Source organism: Pseudomonas sp. MEJ108 (genome assembly GCF_030208985.1).
GTDB classification, from domain to species: domain Bacteria; phylum Pseudomonadota; class Gammaproteobacteria; order Pseudomonadales; family Pseudomonadaceae; genus Aquipseudomonas; species Aquipseudomonas fragariae.
Map to the genome: position 1 here is coordinate 21,372 of NZ_JARVSW010000029.1, position 15,361 is coordinate 36,732.

Below are 15,361 nucleotides of genomic sequence, written 5' to 3' on the forward strand. Positions count from 1 at the left end.
CATGTCGATCGAAGTCCGTAACGTCAGCAAGAACTTCAACGCCTTCAAGGCCCTGAACAACATCAGTCTGGACATCCAGAGTGGCGAGCTGGTGGCTTTGCTCGGCCCGTCAGGCTGCGGCAAGACCACCCTGCTGCGCATCATTGCCGGCCTGGAAACCCCGGATGACGGCAGCATCGTGTTCCATGGCGAAGATGTGTCCGGCCACGACGTGCGTGATCGCAACGTCGGGTTCGTGTTCCAGCATTACGCGCTGTTCCGCCACATGACGGTGTTCGACAACGTCGCGTTCGGCCTGCGCATGAAGCCCAAGCGCGAGCGCCCGAACGAAACGCGGATCGCCGAGAAGGTCCATGAGCTGCTGAACATGGTGCAGCTGGACTGGCTGGCCGACCGTTATCCGGAGCAACTGTCGGGTGGACAGCGCCAGCGAATCGCCCTGGCCCGCGCCCTGGCGGTCGAGCCCAAGGTGCTGCTGCTGGACGAGCCGTTCGGCGCGCTGGACGCCAAGGTCCGCAAGGAGCTGCGTCGCTGGCTGGCGCGCCTGCACGAAGACATCAACCTGACCTCGGTGTTCGTGACTCACGATCAGGAAGAGGCCATGGAAGTGGCTGACCGCATCGTGGTGATGAACAAGGGCGTGATCGAACAGATCGGCTCGCCGGGCGAGGTCTACGAGAACCCGTCCAACGACTTCGTCTACCACTTCCTCGGCGACTCCAATCGCCTGAGCCTGGGCGCGGAAGGTCACCTGCTGTTCCGTCCGCATGAGGTGTCGCTGTCCCGCCAGGAAATCGAAGACCACCACGCCGCCGAAGTCCGCGACATCCGCCCGCTGGGCGCGACGACGCGGGTCACCTTGAAAGTGGAAGGGCAGGATGAGCTGATCGAGGCCGAAGTGGTGAAAGACCACGACAGCCTGGTGGGCCTGGCGAAGGGCGAGACGCTGTTCTTCAAACCGAAGGTCTGGCAGAAGCTTTAAAGCCCAGCCTCCGGCTATCGTTCCCATGCTCCGCGTGGGAATGCCTTTCTGGACGCTCTGCGTCCTCGTGCTGTTATCGCACGGACAACGCCAGCATGAACGCGGCGACGATGCCGCATACAGCGAACAGTTGCTGCAGGCGTGGGCCGGCGAGGTAGCGGGCGACTTGTCTGCCGATGATCAGACCGATGACTGCACCCAACGCGAACGGCGCGCCAACTGCCCAATGCATAACACCACTCAACGAAGCGGTAATGACGCTGCCGGTCGAGACCAGGGCGATCACCGCCAGTGACGTCGCCACGACACTTTTCATGTCCAGATCGCTGTAGCGGGTCAGCGCCGGAATGATCACGAACCCGCCGCCCACTCCCAACAACCCGGACAGCAACCCGGAGCCCACGCCGGTCAGCGTCAGTGCGCGCAGGCAGGGCATGGTCCAGCGCAGGCGGCCCTGCAGCGGGTTGAGCACGCAGGGCAGTATTTCCGCACGCGGCGCCGGCTTTCCGTGGCGCAATTCGCGGCTGGCCCTGATGAACATGCGTCCACAGGCGTACAGCAGCACGACCGAAAAGACCAAAGCCAGCGGCGTATTGGGCAGTCGATGAGCGAGCCACAGGCCCAGAGGCGCAATCAGCACACCAATGGACGCGATGTACCCGGCCGCGCGATAGCGAACGATGCCCTGACGCAGCCCCAGTACCGCACCGATCCCCGCCGCCAGCCCGACGGCCAACAGACCGACCGGCGCGGCTTCGACAATCGACAGGCCAAGGCCGAAGACCAGCAGCGGCACAGCGAGAATGCCGCCGCCTGCGCCGGTCAGCGCCAGTACCATGCCGATGACGGTCCCCAGGCCAACGCCCAGCAACTGATGCTCATCCATGCCGGGTGTCAGCCTTTTGCGGTTTGGCCAGCCACTCACGGCCTTTGAGCATGCCATGCCAGTACAGCGCGGGCAGCACTCGCGCTTTCAGCCACCAGGCCAGTCGGGTTGGCTGGCGACCGTCCAGCAGCCAGCGCGGAAAGCTCGGCGCGACCTTGCCGCCATAGGTGAATTCGGCCAGCACGATGCGGCCTTTCTCGACCGTCAGCGGGCACGAGCCGTAACCGTCATACACCGCGGACTCACTCCGACGACCCAGCGCGACCAATACGTTGTTGGCCACCACCGGTGCCTGCTTGCGTGCCGCTGCGGCGGTCTTGGCGTTGCTGGTATTGGTGGCATCGCCCAGGCCATGCACATTGGCGAACTGCCGGTGCTTCAGCGTGGCGGGGTCGACGTCCACCCAGCCCGCAGCATCGGCCAGCGGGCTGCTGCGGATGAAGTCAGGGGCAATCTGCGGCGGCACTACGTGCAACATTTCGAAGCTTTGCTCGACGGTCTCGCTGCTGCCATCGGCCTGCGTGCGGATGAAGGTCGCGCGCTTGCCAGGCCCGTCGACGGCGACCAGCCGATGGCTGAACTTGAGGTCGATGGCGTAGCGCTCGACGTACTTCATCAGCGCCGGCACATAGTCGGCGACACCGAACAGCACGCCACCGGCGTTGTAGAACTGCGTATTGATCTGCGCGAGACGGCCGCTTTTCAACCAGTGATCGCAGGACAGGTACATGGCCTTCTGCGGCGCACCGGCGCACTTGATCGGCATGGGCGGCTGGGTAAACAGCGCGCGCCCCTGTTGCAGGTTCTGCACCAGCTTCCAGGTGTAGGGCGCCAGGTCATAGCGATAGTTGGAGGTCACGCCATTGGCCCCGAGCGTGTCGACCAGCCCGTCGATAGCCGACCAGTCCAGCTTCAGGCCGGGGCAGACCACCAGTTGCTGATAGCCGAGCACGCGGCCGTCAGCCAGCGTCAGCGTGTTGTGCTGCGGCTCGAACGTCGCCACCGCAGCCTTGATCCACTGCACGCCTTCGGGAATCAGCGAGGCCATGCTGCGCGCCGTCGACTGCGGCGTGAAGATCCCCGCACCGACCATGGTCCAGCCGGGCTGGTAATAATGGGTATCGGCGGGGTCGACCAGGGTGATCTGCAGGGTGGCGTCGCGGGCGAGCAGGCTTGCGGCAGTGGCGATACCGGCAGCACCGGCACCGACGATCAGGATCTGACAGGTTGTTGTCGAAGCATTCATCACAGGGTTTCCCAAGGCGGGCAGCGGTCAAAGGGCATTGAGCGGGATCTTCAGGTAGACGACGCCGTTGTCTTCCGGCTCGGGAAAGTGGCCGCAGCGCATGTTGACCTGCACCGCAGGCAGCATCAGCACCGGCATGTCCAGCGTCGCGTCACGGGCTTCGCGCATGCCGACGAACGCGTCTTCATCCACCCCGTCGTGCACATGGATATTGCTGGCGCGCTGTTCGGCAACCGTGGTCATGTATTTCAGCTCACGGCCATTGGGCAGGTAGTCGTGGCACATGAACAGCAGGGTCTGCGGCGGCAGCGCCAGCAGCTTCTTGATCGAGCGATACAGCGTGCGCGCATCGGCACCCGGGAAGTCGCACCGAGCGGTGCCGTAATCGGGCATGAACAGCGTATCGCCGACAAACGCGACCGTGGCATCACCGACTTGCACCAGGTAACTCATGCACGCCGGCGTGTGCCCGGGCGTGTGCATGGCCTTGACCTCAAGCGTGCCGAGGGCGAACGAGGCGTTGTCTTCCAGCAGCACATCGAACTGGCTGCCATTGCGGGCAAAGTCAGGCGGCGCGTTGAACAGCGTGCCGAAGGTTTCCTGCACGGCAGTGATATGGCTGCCGATGACAATTTGCCCACCGAGCCGCTGTTTCAGATACGGCGCTGCCGAGAGGTGATCGGCGTGCACGTGGGTTTCGAAAATCCACTGCACCGAGGCGCCCAGCGCCTGCGCCCGTTCGATCATGCGGTCGGCAGACTCGGTTCTGGTGCGGCCGGACTTGGGGTCGTAATCGAGCACGCTGTCGATCAGCGCACATTGCTTGCTGTGCAGGTCCATCACCAGATAGCTGATGGTCCAGGTATGCGTGTCGAAGAGCGCTTCGACATGAAGCTTTTCACCGATAATCATGTGCAATTCCCGTGGCTGTAAATCGCCTCAAGGCCCGTTTGGCCAGGCCGGACGGTTGGCAGTCGTTGCCATGATGTCTCAATAACCATGCCAATCACTGCAAAGCCTGTTCAGGCTAATAAACACAGGGCGTTTTTGGGTTTTGCAAAACACCCTGATGGCCTGCCGCAGGTCGCTGACTGCCACATTCTGGCAGTCATTTGGCAGTCCGTGGCACAAGCTGGCAGGCGGATAGGTTAAGCTGCGCCCAGCCCACAGGAGCCCCCATGAACCTCATCGCCACCGATTTTCCCGGCAGTCGCATGCAGTCGCTGGTGTCATACCTCGAACACGATCTGCGACCGACCATCGTGCTCGACACCGACTACAACATCATTGCCGCCAACACCGCCTACCAGCGCCAGTTCGGCGTCGAAGGCACGCCGCATGTGGGCGAGAAGTGTTATCGGGTGTCGCATCAGTTTGCAGTGCCGTGCGATCAGGCCGGTGAGCATTGCCCGATGCGCAAGGCCCATGAAACACGGCTCCCGGAGCGTCTGCTGCACATTCATCACACGCCGCGCGGCCCCGAGCATGTGGATGTGGAGCTGCGGCCGATTCTCGACGATCAGGGTGAGGTCATCGCCTATGTCGAGCGGCTGAGCTCGGTGGCGGTAGCCTCCGTTCAGCCGCAGCAACATGGGCTGGTAGGGCGCTCGGCGGCGTTCAAAGAAGTGCTGGGCGCTCTGCAACGCGCTGCGCCCGCGCAGATTCCCGTGCTGCTGCAGGGCGAGTCGGGTACCGGCAAGGAATTGTTCGCGCGCGCACTGCACGCCAGCAGCGCCAGGTCCGCCGGGCCGCTGGTGGTGGTCGACTGCACCGGGCTTACCGAAACCCTGCTGGAAAGCGAGCTGTTCGGCTATGAGAAGGGCGCGTTCACTGGCGCATTGCAGCGCAAGACCGGTCTGGCCGAAGCGGCTCATGGCGGCACGTTGTTCCTTGATGAGATCGGCGAAGTGCCGCTGGCCATGCAGGTCAAGCTGTTGCGGCTGATTGAATCGGGCAGTTTTCGTCCGGTGGGCAGCCTGCGCACGGTGCACTCGGATTTTCGGCTGGTGGTGGCCACCCATAAACCGCTCAGGGAAATGGTCGCCGACGGCAGCTTTCGTCAGGATTTGTTCTACCGTATCAGCGCCTTTCCGATTCGCCTGCCGGCCCTGCGCGAACGCAGCGACGACCTGCCGCTGCTGATCGACAGCCTGCTGCAACGCATCGCGCCCGGCGCCGCGCCGCGTGTCGACGCCGAGGCCATGAAGTTGCTGAGTCTGTACCGCTACCCCGGCAACATTCGCGAGCTGCGCAACATACTCGAGCGCGCCCGTTTATTTACCGATGACGGCGTGATTCGCGTGCAGGATTTGCCCGCCGAAGTACGCGGGCAGGGCGAAGCGGGTGGCGTGACGTACCGCCAGCAGGACGACGGCCTGGAAAAACTCGCCCATGCGCTGCGGGTGTTCAACGGCTCGCGCAGCGAACTGGCCAGAGAGCTGGGGCTGAGCGAACGCACCCTGTACCGACGTTTGCGTGCCCTGGGGATTCCGCGCTGAAGCACGCACGCTATGACGCAGAGCGTCACGAACGGCATTCCCACGCTGGAGCATGCGGAACGATAACCTCAACTATCGTGCGGCGCTCCGCGTCGCATGCCTTTCCGGACGCTCCGCGTCCTCTTGACGACGCAGAGCGTCGAGACCTGCATTCCCACGCTGGAGCGTGAGGAACGATCATCACAACTATCGTGCGACGCTCCGCGTCGTATGCCTTTCCGGACGCTCCGCGTCCTCTTGACGACGCAGAGCGTCGGGAACTGCATTCCCACGCTGGAGCGTAGGGAACGATCATCACAACTATCGTGCGGCGCTCCGCGTCGCATGCCTTTCTGGACGCTCCGCGTCCTCTTGACGACGCAGAGCGTCGGGAACTGCATTCCCACGCTGGAGCGTAGGGAACGATCATCACAACTATCGTGCGGCGCTCCGCGTCGCATGCCTTTCCGGACGCTCCGCGTCCTCTTGACGACGCAGAGCGTCGAGACCTGCATTCCCACGCTGGAGCGTGAGGAACGATCATCACAACTATCGTGCGACGCTCCGCGTCGTATGCCTTTCCGGACGCTCTGCGTCCGCCCTCGGGAGCCTTACTTGAACGTCACAACCCCACCGGCCAGGGACTCGACCCGCGCCAGGGATTCGACGCGATAGCCCTGGGCGTCCAGCTCAGCGCGGCCGCCCTGGAAGGATTTCTCGATCACGATGCCCAGCCCGGCGACCGTGGCGCCGGCCTGTTTGATGATCGAGATCAGCGCCTGTGAGGCTTTGCCGTTGGCCAGGAAGTCATCGATGATCAGCACGTTGTCGTCGCTGCTCAGGTGGCGCGGCGAGATTGCCACGGTGCTTTCCACCTGCTTGGTGAATGAGTACACACTCGCCGTCAGCAGGTTTTCGGTCAGCGTCAGGGACTGGTGCTTGCGGGCGAAGATCACCGGCACGCCCATGTTCAAACCCGCCATGACTGCCGGCGCGATGCCGGAAGCCTCAATGGTCACGATCTTGGTCACGCCAGCGTCGGCAAACAGTCGGGCAAATTCATCGCCGATTTCCTTCATCAGCGCCGGATCGATCTGATGGTTGAGAAACGCATCGACCTTCAGCACCTGATCGGACAATACGATGCCTTCTTCGCGAATTTTCTTGTGCAGTGCTTCCACTTCAATTCCTTGGCTGCGCCATTGCGCAATAAATGATCAATAGGGTGTCGGCTAGCGTTTCAGCATGGCGCGAATATCGGCAAGCGCAGTGTTGCCGCGAACCGCTTTGACTTCCGTCGGGGTGTCGTCATTGCCTTCCCAGGCCAGGTCGTCCGGGGGCAGCTCATCCAGAAAGCGGCTTGGCGCGCAGTCGATGATTTCACCGTACTGCTTGCGCTTGGCGGCGAAGGTAAACGCCAGGGTCTGCCGTGCGCGGGTGATGCCCACGTAGGCCAGGCGGCGCTCTTCTTCGATGGTGTCGGCTTCGATGCTGGAGCGGTGCGGCAGGATTTCTTCTTCCATGCCCATGATGAACACGTAAGGGAATTCCAGGCCCTTGGAGGCGTGCAAGGTCATCATCTGCACACCCTCGGCACCGTCTTCCTCTTCCTGCTGACGTTCGAGCATGTCGCGCAGGACCAGCTTGCCGATGGCTTCCTCGATGGTCATGCCGCCTTCTTCGTCCTTCTCCAGCGTGTTTTTCAACGCCTCGATCAGGAACCAGACGTTGCTCATCCGGTAATCGGCGGCCTTTTCGCTGGAGCTGTTCTGCCGCAGCCAGTTCTCGTAGTCGATGTCCATGACCATGCTGCGCAGCGCGGCGATGGGATCGTTCTGCGCGCACTGCTGGCGCACCCCGTCCATCCAGCGCTTGAAACGCTGCAAGCGGTCGGTGAATCGGCTGTCCAGATGCTCGCCAAGGCCTATCTCGTCGGTGGCGGCGTACATCGACACCTTGCGCTCGGTGGCGTAGTTGCCGAGCTTTTCCAGCGTGGTCGAGCCGATCTCGCGACGCGGAACGTTGATCACCCGCAGGAAGGCGTTGTCGTCGTCCGGGTTCACCAGCAGACGGAAATAAGCCATCAGGTCCTTCACTTCCTGGCGGCCGAAAAAGCTGTTGCCGCCCGACAGTCGATACGGCACCTGGTGGTGCTGCAATTTCAGCTCGATCAGCTTGGCCTGGTAGTTGCCGCGATAGAGGATGGCGAAATCGCTGTACGGGCGGTCGGTGCGCAGGTGCAGGGTGAGGATCTCCATGGCCACCCGCTCGGCCTCGGCGTCTTCGTTGCGGCAGCGGATCACGCGGATCTCGTCGCCATGGCCCATCTCGGACCACAGTTGTTTTTCGAAGGCGTGCGGGTTGTTGGAGATCAGCACGTTGGCGCAGCGCAGAATGCGGCTGGTGGAGCGGTAGTTCTGCTCCAGCATCACCACTTTCAACGACGGGTAGTCGTCCTTGAGCAGCATGAGGTTTTCCGGCCGCGCGCCACGCCAGGCGTAGATCGACTGGTCGTCGTCGCCCACTACGGTGAACTGATGGCGCGTGCCGATCAGCAGCTTCACCAGCAGGTACTGGCTGGCGTTGGTGTCCTGATATTCGTCCACCAGCAGATAACGCACCTTGTTCTGCCACTTTTCCAGGATATCGGCGTGTTCCTGGAACAGTTTGACCGGCAACAGAATCAGGTCGTCGAAGTCCACCGCGTTGTACGCCTTGAGCGTGCGCTGATAGTGGGTGTAGACGATGGCGGCGGTCTGTTCCTTGGGGTTGCGGGCGTTTTCCAGCGCCTCGGCGGGCAGGATCAGGTCGTTTTTCCACGAGCCGATCATGTTCTTGATTTCGTCGACGCCGTCGTCGCCGGAATACTCTTTCTGCATGATGTCGGTCATCAGCGCTTTGACGTCAGTCTCGTCAAAGATCGAGAAGCCCGGTTTGTAGCCCAGCCGTGTGTGCTCCTTGCGGATGATGTTCAGGCCCAGGTTGTGGAAGGTCGAGACCGTCAGACCACGTCCTTCGCCGCCTCTGAGCAGCGTGCCGACCCGCTCTTTCATCTCGCGCGCGGCCTTGTTGGTGAAGGTCATGGCGACGATGTACTGGGCGCGAATACCGCAGTTCTGGATCAGGTGCGCGATCTTGCGGGTGATCACGCTGGTCTTGCCGGAACCGGCACCGGCGAGCACCAAAAGAGGGCCGCCGACGTAGTTCACGGCTTCCTGCTGCCGGGGATTGAGTCGGGACATGGCGGTATGAAGAGTCGTCTGTAAAAAAGGTCGGGCATTTTAACAGGCCCACGGTTTTGTGCAGTGCTCATCGTCGTCAGACAGTGACAGCTATCTAATTCTTCTGTTTTTGTTACATTTGCGCCGCGACGCGCGATACGTGTATTTGTCGCGCTCCTGCGAGAGAGCGGCCACCGGTTTTTCCTTTGCACTTAGGAAGTTAGATTGCCTACACCTGTCGAACCCTTGCGATTGCTGTTATTGGCGCACGAGCCCTTCTGGCAGGCGCTGCTGAGCGGCTGCCTCACTGCGCCGGGAAGCAACGTGATACTTCTGCATGGCGCGAACTGGGATGTTTTCAGCGCCCGCTACGCTAACGAGCGCAACACCGTGCTGCTGACCACGCCTGATCTGCAGCCCAGGACCGGGGCCTGTCTGTTGCCTACCGTGGTGCTGTTTGAGGCCGAACCGCTGGTCGGGCCGACCGGCGTCAGTGACTGGCTGGTGCGCGACGCCTTGACCGGCGACACGCTTCGGCGCTGCCTGCGCTATGTCCACGAGCGCAGTCGCCTGGAAGACAGCCTGCGACGTCTGGTCGGCCAGGACCCGTTGACCGGCATCGCCAACCGCCAGGGGTTTCAGGCGCTGCTCTCGGCTCGCCTGAGCGAAGGCGGCAGCGTGGCGCTGGGGCATCTGGACCTGGACAATTTTCGCCGCGCCAACGATTCACTGGGGCATCAGGCCGGTGATCGACTGATCCTGCAAGTGGTGGCGCGCTTGAAAAACCAGCTCGATGCCGGTGATCAGATCGCCCGCCTGGGGGGCGACGAATTCGCCTTGTTGATCGACACCCGAACAGCCCCCGAACGCGCCCTGCAAATGGCCGAACGTATCACCGACGTGCTGGCCGAACCCTATTGGGTCGATGGCGAAAGCCTGTTGCTGGGTTGCAGCCTGGGCATCGCTCACTCCCAGGCCCAGCCCGAAGCCGACCCGCTGATGTGGCATGCACATATCGCCATGCGTCAGGCCAAGAGCATGCAGGGCTGCACCTATCACCTGTTCGACGAGCGCATCAATCGCAACGCCCGCAGCCTCGCCGATCTGGAAGGTGAACTGCGCCGTGCCTTGCGCCGCGATGAGCTGGAACTGCATTACCAGCCGCGCCTGTGCCTGGACAGCGGGCGTGTCGTCGGCCTGGAGGCACTGGTGCGCTGGCGCCATCAGGAACGCGGGCTGCTGCCGCCCAGCAAATTCGTGCCACTGGCCGAGCAAAGCGGCCTGATCGTGCCGCTCGGCTACTGGGTCATCTTCCGCGCCCTGCGTGACATGCAGGCCCTGCGCGAACAGGGCTTTGCCCCGCTGCACATGGCGATCAACCTGTCGTTCCGGCAGTTTCAGGACAGCCAGTTGCTGCCGACCTTGACTCGCCTGATCGCGGAACACGATGTCGACGCGCGCTGGCTGGAGTTCGAACTGACCGAAACCGCGGTCATGCGGCGCAGCGATCAGGTCAGGCAGACCATGGACGCATTGCGCCAACTGGGCGTGCGCTTTTCGCTGGACGATTTCGGCACCGGCTATTCGTCGTTCATGCACCTCAACAGCCTGCCCATCGCGCTGCTCAAGATCGACATGACTTTTGTCGGGCAGATGGAGTTACGCGAAGAGAACCGCAAGCTGGTCAACGCCATGATCAATCTGGCGCACAACCTGAACCTGGAAGTGGTCGCCGAGGGCGTGGAAACCGCCGGGCAACTGGAGTTGCTGCGCAGTTTCGGCTGCAATCAGGTGCAAGGCTATCTGATCAGCCGGCCGCTGCCGGTGGAAGAACTGGTGACCTATCTGCGTTCGGAAGTGGCACACGCCGATACCTCCAGATCCGGGTGACGGTGCACCGGATCAGCCCGGCACCGGCAACCCGGCTGCGTCCTGACGCAACAGCCGCGCCGTCTTCCATTCAAATGCGTAGGTCAGCGCCACGGCCGAGCAGAACAGGCCCAGCGCCAGCCCCCACCACACGCCTGAAGCGCCAGCATCGGTAGAGAAGCCGAGCAACCACGCGGCAGGCGCAGCGATCAGCCAGTAGCAGCCCAGGCCGATCAGGAAGGTGGTGCGTGCATCCTTGAGCCCACGAATGGCGCCCATGGCAATGGTCTGCGTGCCGTCGAAAAACTCGAACAAGGCGGCAATCGCCAGCAGTTTTGTGGCCAGTACCACGATCTCGGCGAACGCCGGGTCATTGATGTCCAGAAACAGGCCGATAACTAGGTGCGGTGCCAGCCAGAACAGCAGCCCGAACATGAGCATCACACAGCCGCCGAAACCGATACCCAGACGCCCGGCCATGCGCACCATCAACAGGTTGCCCGCGCCATAATGCTGGCCGATACGCATGGTGACCGCGTAGGACATCCCCACCGGAACCATGAACGCCATGGACACGGTCTGCAGGGCGATCTGGTGCGCCGCCATCTGCGTGCTGCCCATCGCGCCCATGCAGAACGCCGCAAAAGTGAACAGCCCGACTTCCACTGCATAGGTGCCGCCAATCGGCAAACCGAGGCGCCACAGCTCGCCCAGGTGGCTGCGTGACAGTTTCGAAAGCCCCTTTCTGATCGGGTATGCGGCGTAGGCCGGATGCAGCCTGATATGCAGCGCCAGCGCCAGGGCCATGCAGTTGGTGGCGATCGCGGTGACCAGCCCGATGCCCATCAGCCCCAGGCTGGGCAGCCCCAGCCATTGATGGATCAACGCGTAATTGAGCACGAAGTTGGCTGCCGCACCGGCCAGGCTGATGGTCATCACCGGCCCCGCGCGACCCAGTGCGCTGGTGAAGCCGCGCAATGCCATGAAGCTGAGCAGGCCGGGCAGGGCAAAGGGCAGGGTGATCAGAAATTGAGCCGCCATGTGCACGTTGGCTTCGGCCTGACCGAACTGCAGCAGGATGGGTTCGAGGTTCCACAGCAACAGTGCAGCAACCAGCGCCATGCCCCAGGCCAGCCACAGACCGGCCTGGGTCAGACGAGTCGCGCCTTCGGTGTCGCCAGCGCCGTGACGGATCGAAACCAGCGTGCCGACTGCGGCCATCACGCCGACGCAAAAGAACGACACGAAGCTATACGTGGCAGCGCCCAGACCACCGCCGGCCAAGGCTTCCGGGCCGATTTTGCCCATCATCACGGTGTCGGTGAAGACCATCAGCATGTGCGCCATCTGTGACGCGATCAGCGGCCCCGCCAGGCGCAGGATGATCCAGAGTTCTTTGAGGGCGGAATGCTGCATGGTGACGGTGCTCTACGGCAAAGGGACGATTGAGCGACGCATTCTGGGCAGTTGCCCGGCTAAACACAAAACGATAAATCCGATGCTCAGCATGACTAAAACTCATCTGAAGCAATTTGCAGTAAAGTGGCTGCTCATCGTCCGCAGGAAGCGCCCTCATGCCTCGCAGTCTCCCTCCTCTTTACGCACTAAGGGCTTTTGAAGCAGCTGCGCGGCATACCTCGTTTACCCGCGCGGCCGAGGAACTTTCGATCACCCAAAGTGCAGTAAGCCGGCATATTCGTACCCTGGAAGAGCACTTTGCCTGCCGTTTGTTTCAGCGCAACGGGCGTAACTTGCAGCTCACCGAATCGGCACGCGCGCTGTTGCCCGGCGTGCGCGACGGGTTCCTGGCACTGGAACGCGCTTGCAGCACCTTGCAGACCGAAGAAGGCATTCTGCGCATGAAAGCCCCGTCCACCCTGACCATGCGCTGGCTGCTCGCGCGGCTCAGCCGTTTTCGTCATCTGCAGGTGGGCAACGAAGTGCAACTGACCAGCGCGTGGATGGAAATCGATGCGGTGGACTTTACCCAGGAGCCTTTCGACTGCGCGATTCTACTCAGCCAGGGGCATTTCCCGTCGGACTGGGAAGCCACACTGCTGTTTCCCGAATTGCTGATTCCGGTCGGTGCGCCCACCTTGTTGCAGGACCCGCCATGGGACGTGGAACGGCTGGCAAAGGCAGAATTGCTGCATCCCACCCCTGATCGCCGTGACTGGCGCACCTGGCTGAACCGCATGGGTCTGGCCGATCAGGTGTCGCTCAAAGGCGGGCAGGTGTTCGACACCCTGGAGCTGGGAATGATTGCCGCAGCACGCGGCTACGGTGTGTCGATGGGTGATCTGCTGATGGTCGCCGAGGACGTGGCGCAGGCGCGTCTGAGCCTGCCGTGGCGCACGGCGGTGTTCAGTGGCGAAAACTATTATCTGGTCTGGCCGCGTACGAGGCCCGGCGCAGAGCGGTTGCGACGCCTCAGCGATTTTCTTCAGGCGGAGGTGGGTGCCATGAAGTTGCCGTTAGTTGAAGTACTCTATTAAAATTTAGTTTAATATTGAACTGCCATCATCTGTAAATGTCTCGCTCCGCTCTCAAGTAACGACCTTGATGGCCGAAGCATTGCTTGAAGATTGCTCGTTCAAATAGCGTAAAAACACCAACTAAATCTATCAGCTGAATGGTAAGCCACGGACCCGGCGACTCCAATCATTCGGCACGGAGTCTCTATGTCCAAGCCTCGTACCCGAATTGCTTCGCAACTTGGTATTGCTCTGGCCGTGATCCTGGCGGTGGTTATCAGTGGTAGTACCCTGTTCGCGTTGAGGTCTCTGGACGCGTCCAACCTGGTCATTCGTGAAGAGCACATGTCGAGTGAAGCCAGACTCCTCGCTGACCAGCTCAACACTTTCCACAGCACGCTGCGCGACAGCACTCAGCGCCTGAGTGGCCTGTTCGAAAAACGCTTCGCCGATGGCCTGAGCCTGCAAGCCGACAAGCCGGTCACCGTGGCGGGCACGTCCACGCCAGGCCTGTTCCTGCGTGATGCCGCGCTGAACAACGACTTCACCGAAGTCGATGAATTCCGCTCGATGACCGCCGGCGTCGCGACCATTTTCGTGCGCAGCGGCGACGACTTCATCCGGATCAGCACCTCCCTGAGCAAGCAGGATGGCACCCGCGCCATCGGCACCGTGCTGGACCGCAAGGGCGCAGCCTACGAGCGCCTGATCGCCGGGCAGAGCTATGTCGGCAAAGCGGTGCTGTTCGATCGCTATTACATGACCCAGTACAGCCCGGTCCGCGACAGCAGCGGCAAGATCATTGCGGCGCTGTTCGTAGGGTTCGATTACACCGATGCGCAGAAGACCCAGTTCGATAACCTCAAGAGCTTCCGCATCGGCTCTACCGGCTCGCTGGCGCTGCTCGACGACAAGGGCACCTGGCTGGTTCCACCGGCGGGCGTCAAATCCCTGGAAGGTGCCGCCAAGTCCGTTGCCGAGCTTGCCAGCAAACCAGGCAAGGCGCAGTTCTGGGATGACGGGGATGACAACTATTACAGCGTCGGCCAGCCGTTCGCCGGCGGCCCCTGGACCGTCATCGCCAGCATGCCGCGCAAGGAAATCAGCGAAGTGACCTGGCACGTCGGCACGCAACTGGCGATCGGCAGTCTGCTGGCCATGCTCATCGCCGTGATCAGCGCCATCTGGCTGCTGCGCAGCAAGCTGCGCCCATTGTCTGAACTGGTACGCCAGGCCGACGCACTGGGTGCGGGCGACCTGAGCGTACGCCTGAATGTGACCAGCAACGACGAGATCGGGCAGCTGTCCGGCAGCTTCAACAAGATGAGCGAAGCGCTGTCATCGATGGTGTCGCATATCCGTACCGCGGCGCAGGAAGTCAGTACGCGTGCCAATGCGTTGTCCGGCCTGTCGGGCGGTGCGTTCGAGGGCATGGAGCAGCAATCCGGCGAGATCACCAGCATGGCCGGTGCCGTCGAAGAGTTCAGCGCCACGTCGATGAACATCGCCGACAACATGGGCAATACCGAACGCCTGGCCCAGGAAAATGCCCAGCAGACACGCATCGGTCGTACTTCGATGGAAGAGGCGTCTTCGTCGCTGCAACAGATCGCCACTTCGCTGAGCAGCACCGCGAAAGTCATCGACACGCTGGGCCAGCGCTCGCAGGAAATCGGCAGCATTGTCGGGGTAATCACCTCGATTGCCGACCAGACCAACCTGCTCGCGCTCAACGCTGCCATCGAGGCCGCGCGCGCCGGCGAACAAGGTCGCGGCTTTGCCGTGGTGGCTGACGAAGTCCGCAGCCTGGCCTCGCGCACCCGTGAAGCCACCGATGAGATTTCCGGCATGATCGCCAGCATCCAGCAGGAAACCGGCAACGCCATCAGCACCATGCAGCAGGGCAATACGCTGATGCAGGAAGGCCTGTCGCTCAACGCCAAAGTGGCCTCCGCGCTGGCCCAGATCGACGAGCAAAGCCGCTCGGCCGGTCACCAGTTCGCCGCCATCACCACCGCCACCCAAGAACAAAGCAGCACCGCGACCATGCTCAGCAGCAACCTGCAAAGCATCGCCATGGCCAACAGCGAACAGCGCCAGGTCATGTCCAATCTGGCCATCACTGCCCAGGAGCTGAATGGCCTGGCGACAGAACTGCGTCACGAGGTTGACCGGTTCCGTTGATGGCTGCTGAAGGGCGCACGAT

The 15,361-nt window shown here is 62.2% G+C and carries 11 protein-coding genes; 5 read left to right on the forward strand and 6 right to left on the reverse strand.

Features of this window, described 5'->3' with window-relative positions:
* Nucleotide 1: 1 nt before the first annotated feature.
* Complete coding sequence (locus QRN50_RS14810) at nucleotides 2-982, forward strand: sulfate/molybdate ABC transporter ATP-binding protein (RefSeq protein WP_011266173.1); 981 nt, start codon at nucleotides 2-4, stop codon at nucleotides 980-982.
* Between the two features lie 73 nt (nucleotides 983-1,055).
* Here QRN50_RS14810 and QRN50_RS14815 read toward each other — a convergent pair whose 3' ends face one another.
* Genes QRN50_RS14815 through QRN50_RS14825 form a run of 3 tightly spaced genes read right to left on the reverse strand, consistent with a single transcriptional unit; the run spans nucleotide 1,056 to nucleotide 4,026 of the window.
* Nucleotides 1,056-1,868 carry a sulfite exporter TauE/SafE family protein gene (locus QRN50_RS14815; RefSeq protein WP_024650592.1) on the reverse strand — a complete coding sequence of 271 codons (813 nt, stop codon included), beginning with the start codon at nucleotides 1,866-1,868 and terminating at the stop codon, nucleotides 1,056-1,058.
* Nucleotides 1,861-3,114, reverse strand: coding sequence for an NAD(P)/FAD-dependent oxidoreductase (locus QRN50_RS14820; RefSeq protein WP_011266171.1), 1,254 nt, complete (start codon nucleotides 3,112-3,114; stop codon nucleotides 1,861-1,863). Before QRN50_RS14820 ends, QRN50_RS14815 begins: the two co-directional genes overlap by 8 nt.
* A 27-nt stretch (nucleotides 3,115-3,141) precedes the next feature.
* A complete protein-coding gene (locus tag QRN50_RS14825; protein WP_003401592.1) occupies nucleotides 3,142-4,026 on the reverse strand; it encodes an MBL fold metallo-hydrolase in 885 nt (294 codons plus the stop codon).
* A 266-nt stretch (nucleotides 4,027-4,292) separates the two neighbouring features.
* Between QRN50_RS14825 and QRN50_RS14830 the strand changes: the two genes are divergently transcribed.
* Complete coding sequence (locus QRN50_RS14830) at nucleotides 4,293-5,612, forward strand: sigma-54 interaction domain-containing protein (protein WP_096126732.1); 1,320 nt, start codon at nucleotides 4,293-4,295, stop codon at nucleotides 5,610-5,612.
* A 590-nt stretch (nucleotides 5,613-6,202) separates the two neighbouring features.
* Here the strand turns inward: QRN50_RS14830 and QRN50_RS14835 are convergent.
* Nucleotides 6,203-6,772, reverse strand: coding sequence for a xanthine phosphoribosyltransferase (locus QRN50_RS14835; RefSeq protein ID WP_003401587.1), 570 nt, complete (start codon nucleotides 6,770-6,772; stop codon nucleotides 6,203-6,205).
* A 51-nt stretch (nucleotides 6,773-6,823) separates the two neighbouring features.
* On the reverse strand, nucleotides 6,824-8,833 hold the full coding sequence (gene rep, locus QRN50_RS14840) for a DNA helicase Rep (protein WP_003401585.1): 2,010 nt from the start codon (nucleotides 8,831-8,833) through the stop codon (nucleotides 6,824-6,826).
* Nucleotides 8,834-9,037: 204 nt separating this feature from the next.
* On the opposite strand from rep, the gene QRN50_RS14845 reads away from it, so the two are divergent.
* Complete coding sequence (locus QRN50_RS14845; protein WP_096127015.1) at nucleotides 9,038-10,702, forward strand: putative bifunctional diguanylate cyclase/phosphodiesterase; 1,665 nt, start codon at nucleotides 9,038-9,040, stop codon at nucleotides 10,700-10,702.
* Nucleotides 10,703-10,714: 12 nt separating this feature from the next.
* Here QRN50_RS14845 and QRN50_RS14850 read toward each other — a convergent pair whose 3' ends face one another.
* Nucleotides 10,715-12,097 carry a NorM family multidrug efflux MATE transporter gene (locus QRN50_RS14850; protein ID WP_096127014.1) on the reverse strand — a complete coding sequence of 461 codons (1,383 nt, stop codon included), beginning with the start codon at nucleotides 12,095-12,097 and terminating at the stop codon, nucleotides 10,715-10,717.
* A gap of 158 nt (nucleotides 12,098-12,255) precedes the next feature.
* Between QRN50_RS14850 and QRN50_RS14855 the strand changes: the two genes are divergently transcribed.
* Together QRN50_RS14855 and QRN50_RS14860 are read left to right on the forward strand one after the other, a co-directional pair.
* Nucleotides 12,256-13,176 carry a LysR substrate-binding domain-containing protein gene (locus QRN50_RS14855; RefSeq protein WP_003401579.1) on the forward strand — a complete coding sequence of 307 codons (921 nt, stop codon included), beginning with the start codon at nucleotides 12,256-12,258 and terminating at the stop codon, nucleotides 13,174-13,176.
* 186 nt (nucleotides 13,177-13,362) lie between these two features.
* Nucleotides 13,363-15,339 (forward strand): methyl-accepting chemotaxis protein, encoded by a 1,977-nt coding sequence (locus tag QRN50_RS14860; protein WP_058399452.1) that lies wholly within the window; start codon nucleotides 13,363-13,365, stop codon nucleotides 15,337-15,339.
* Nucleotides 15,340-15,361 lie beyond the last annotated feature (22 nt).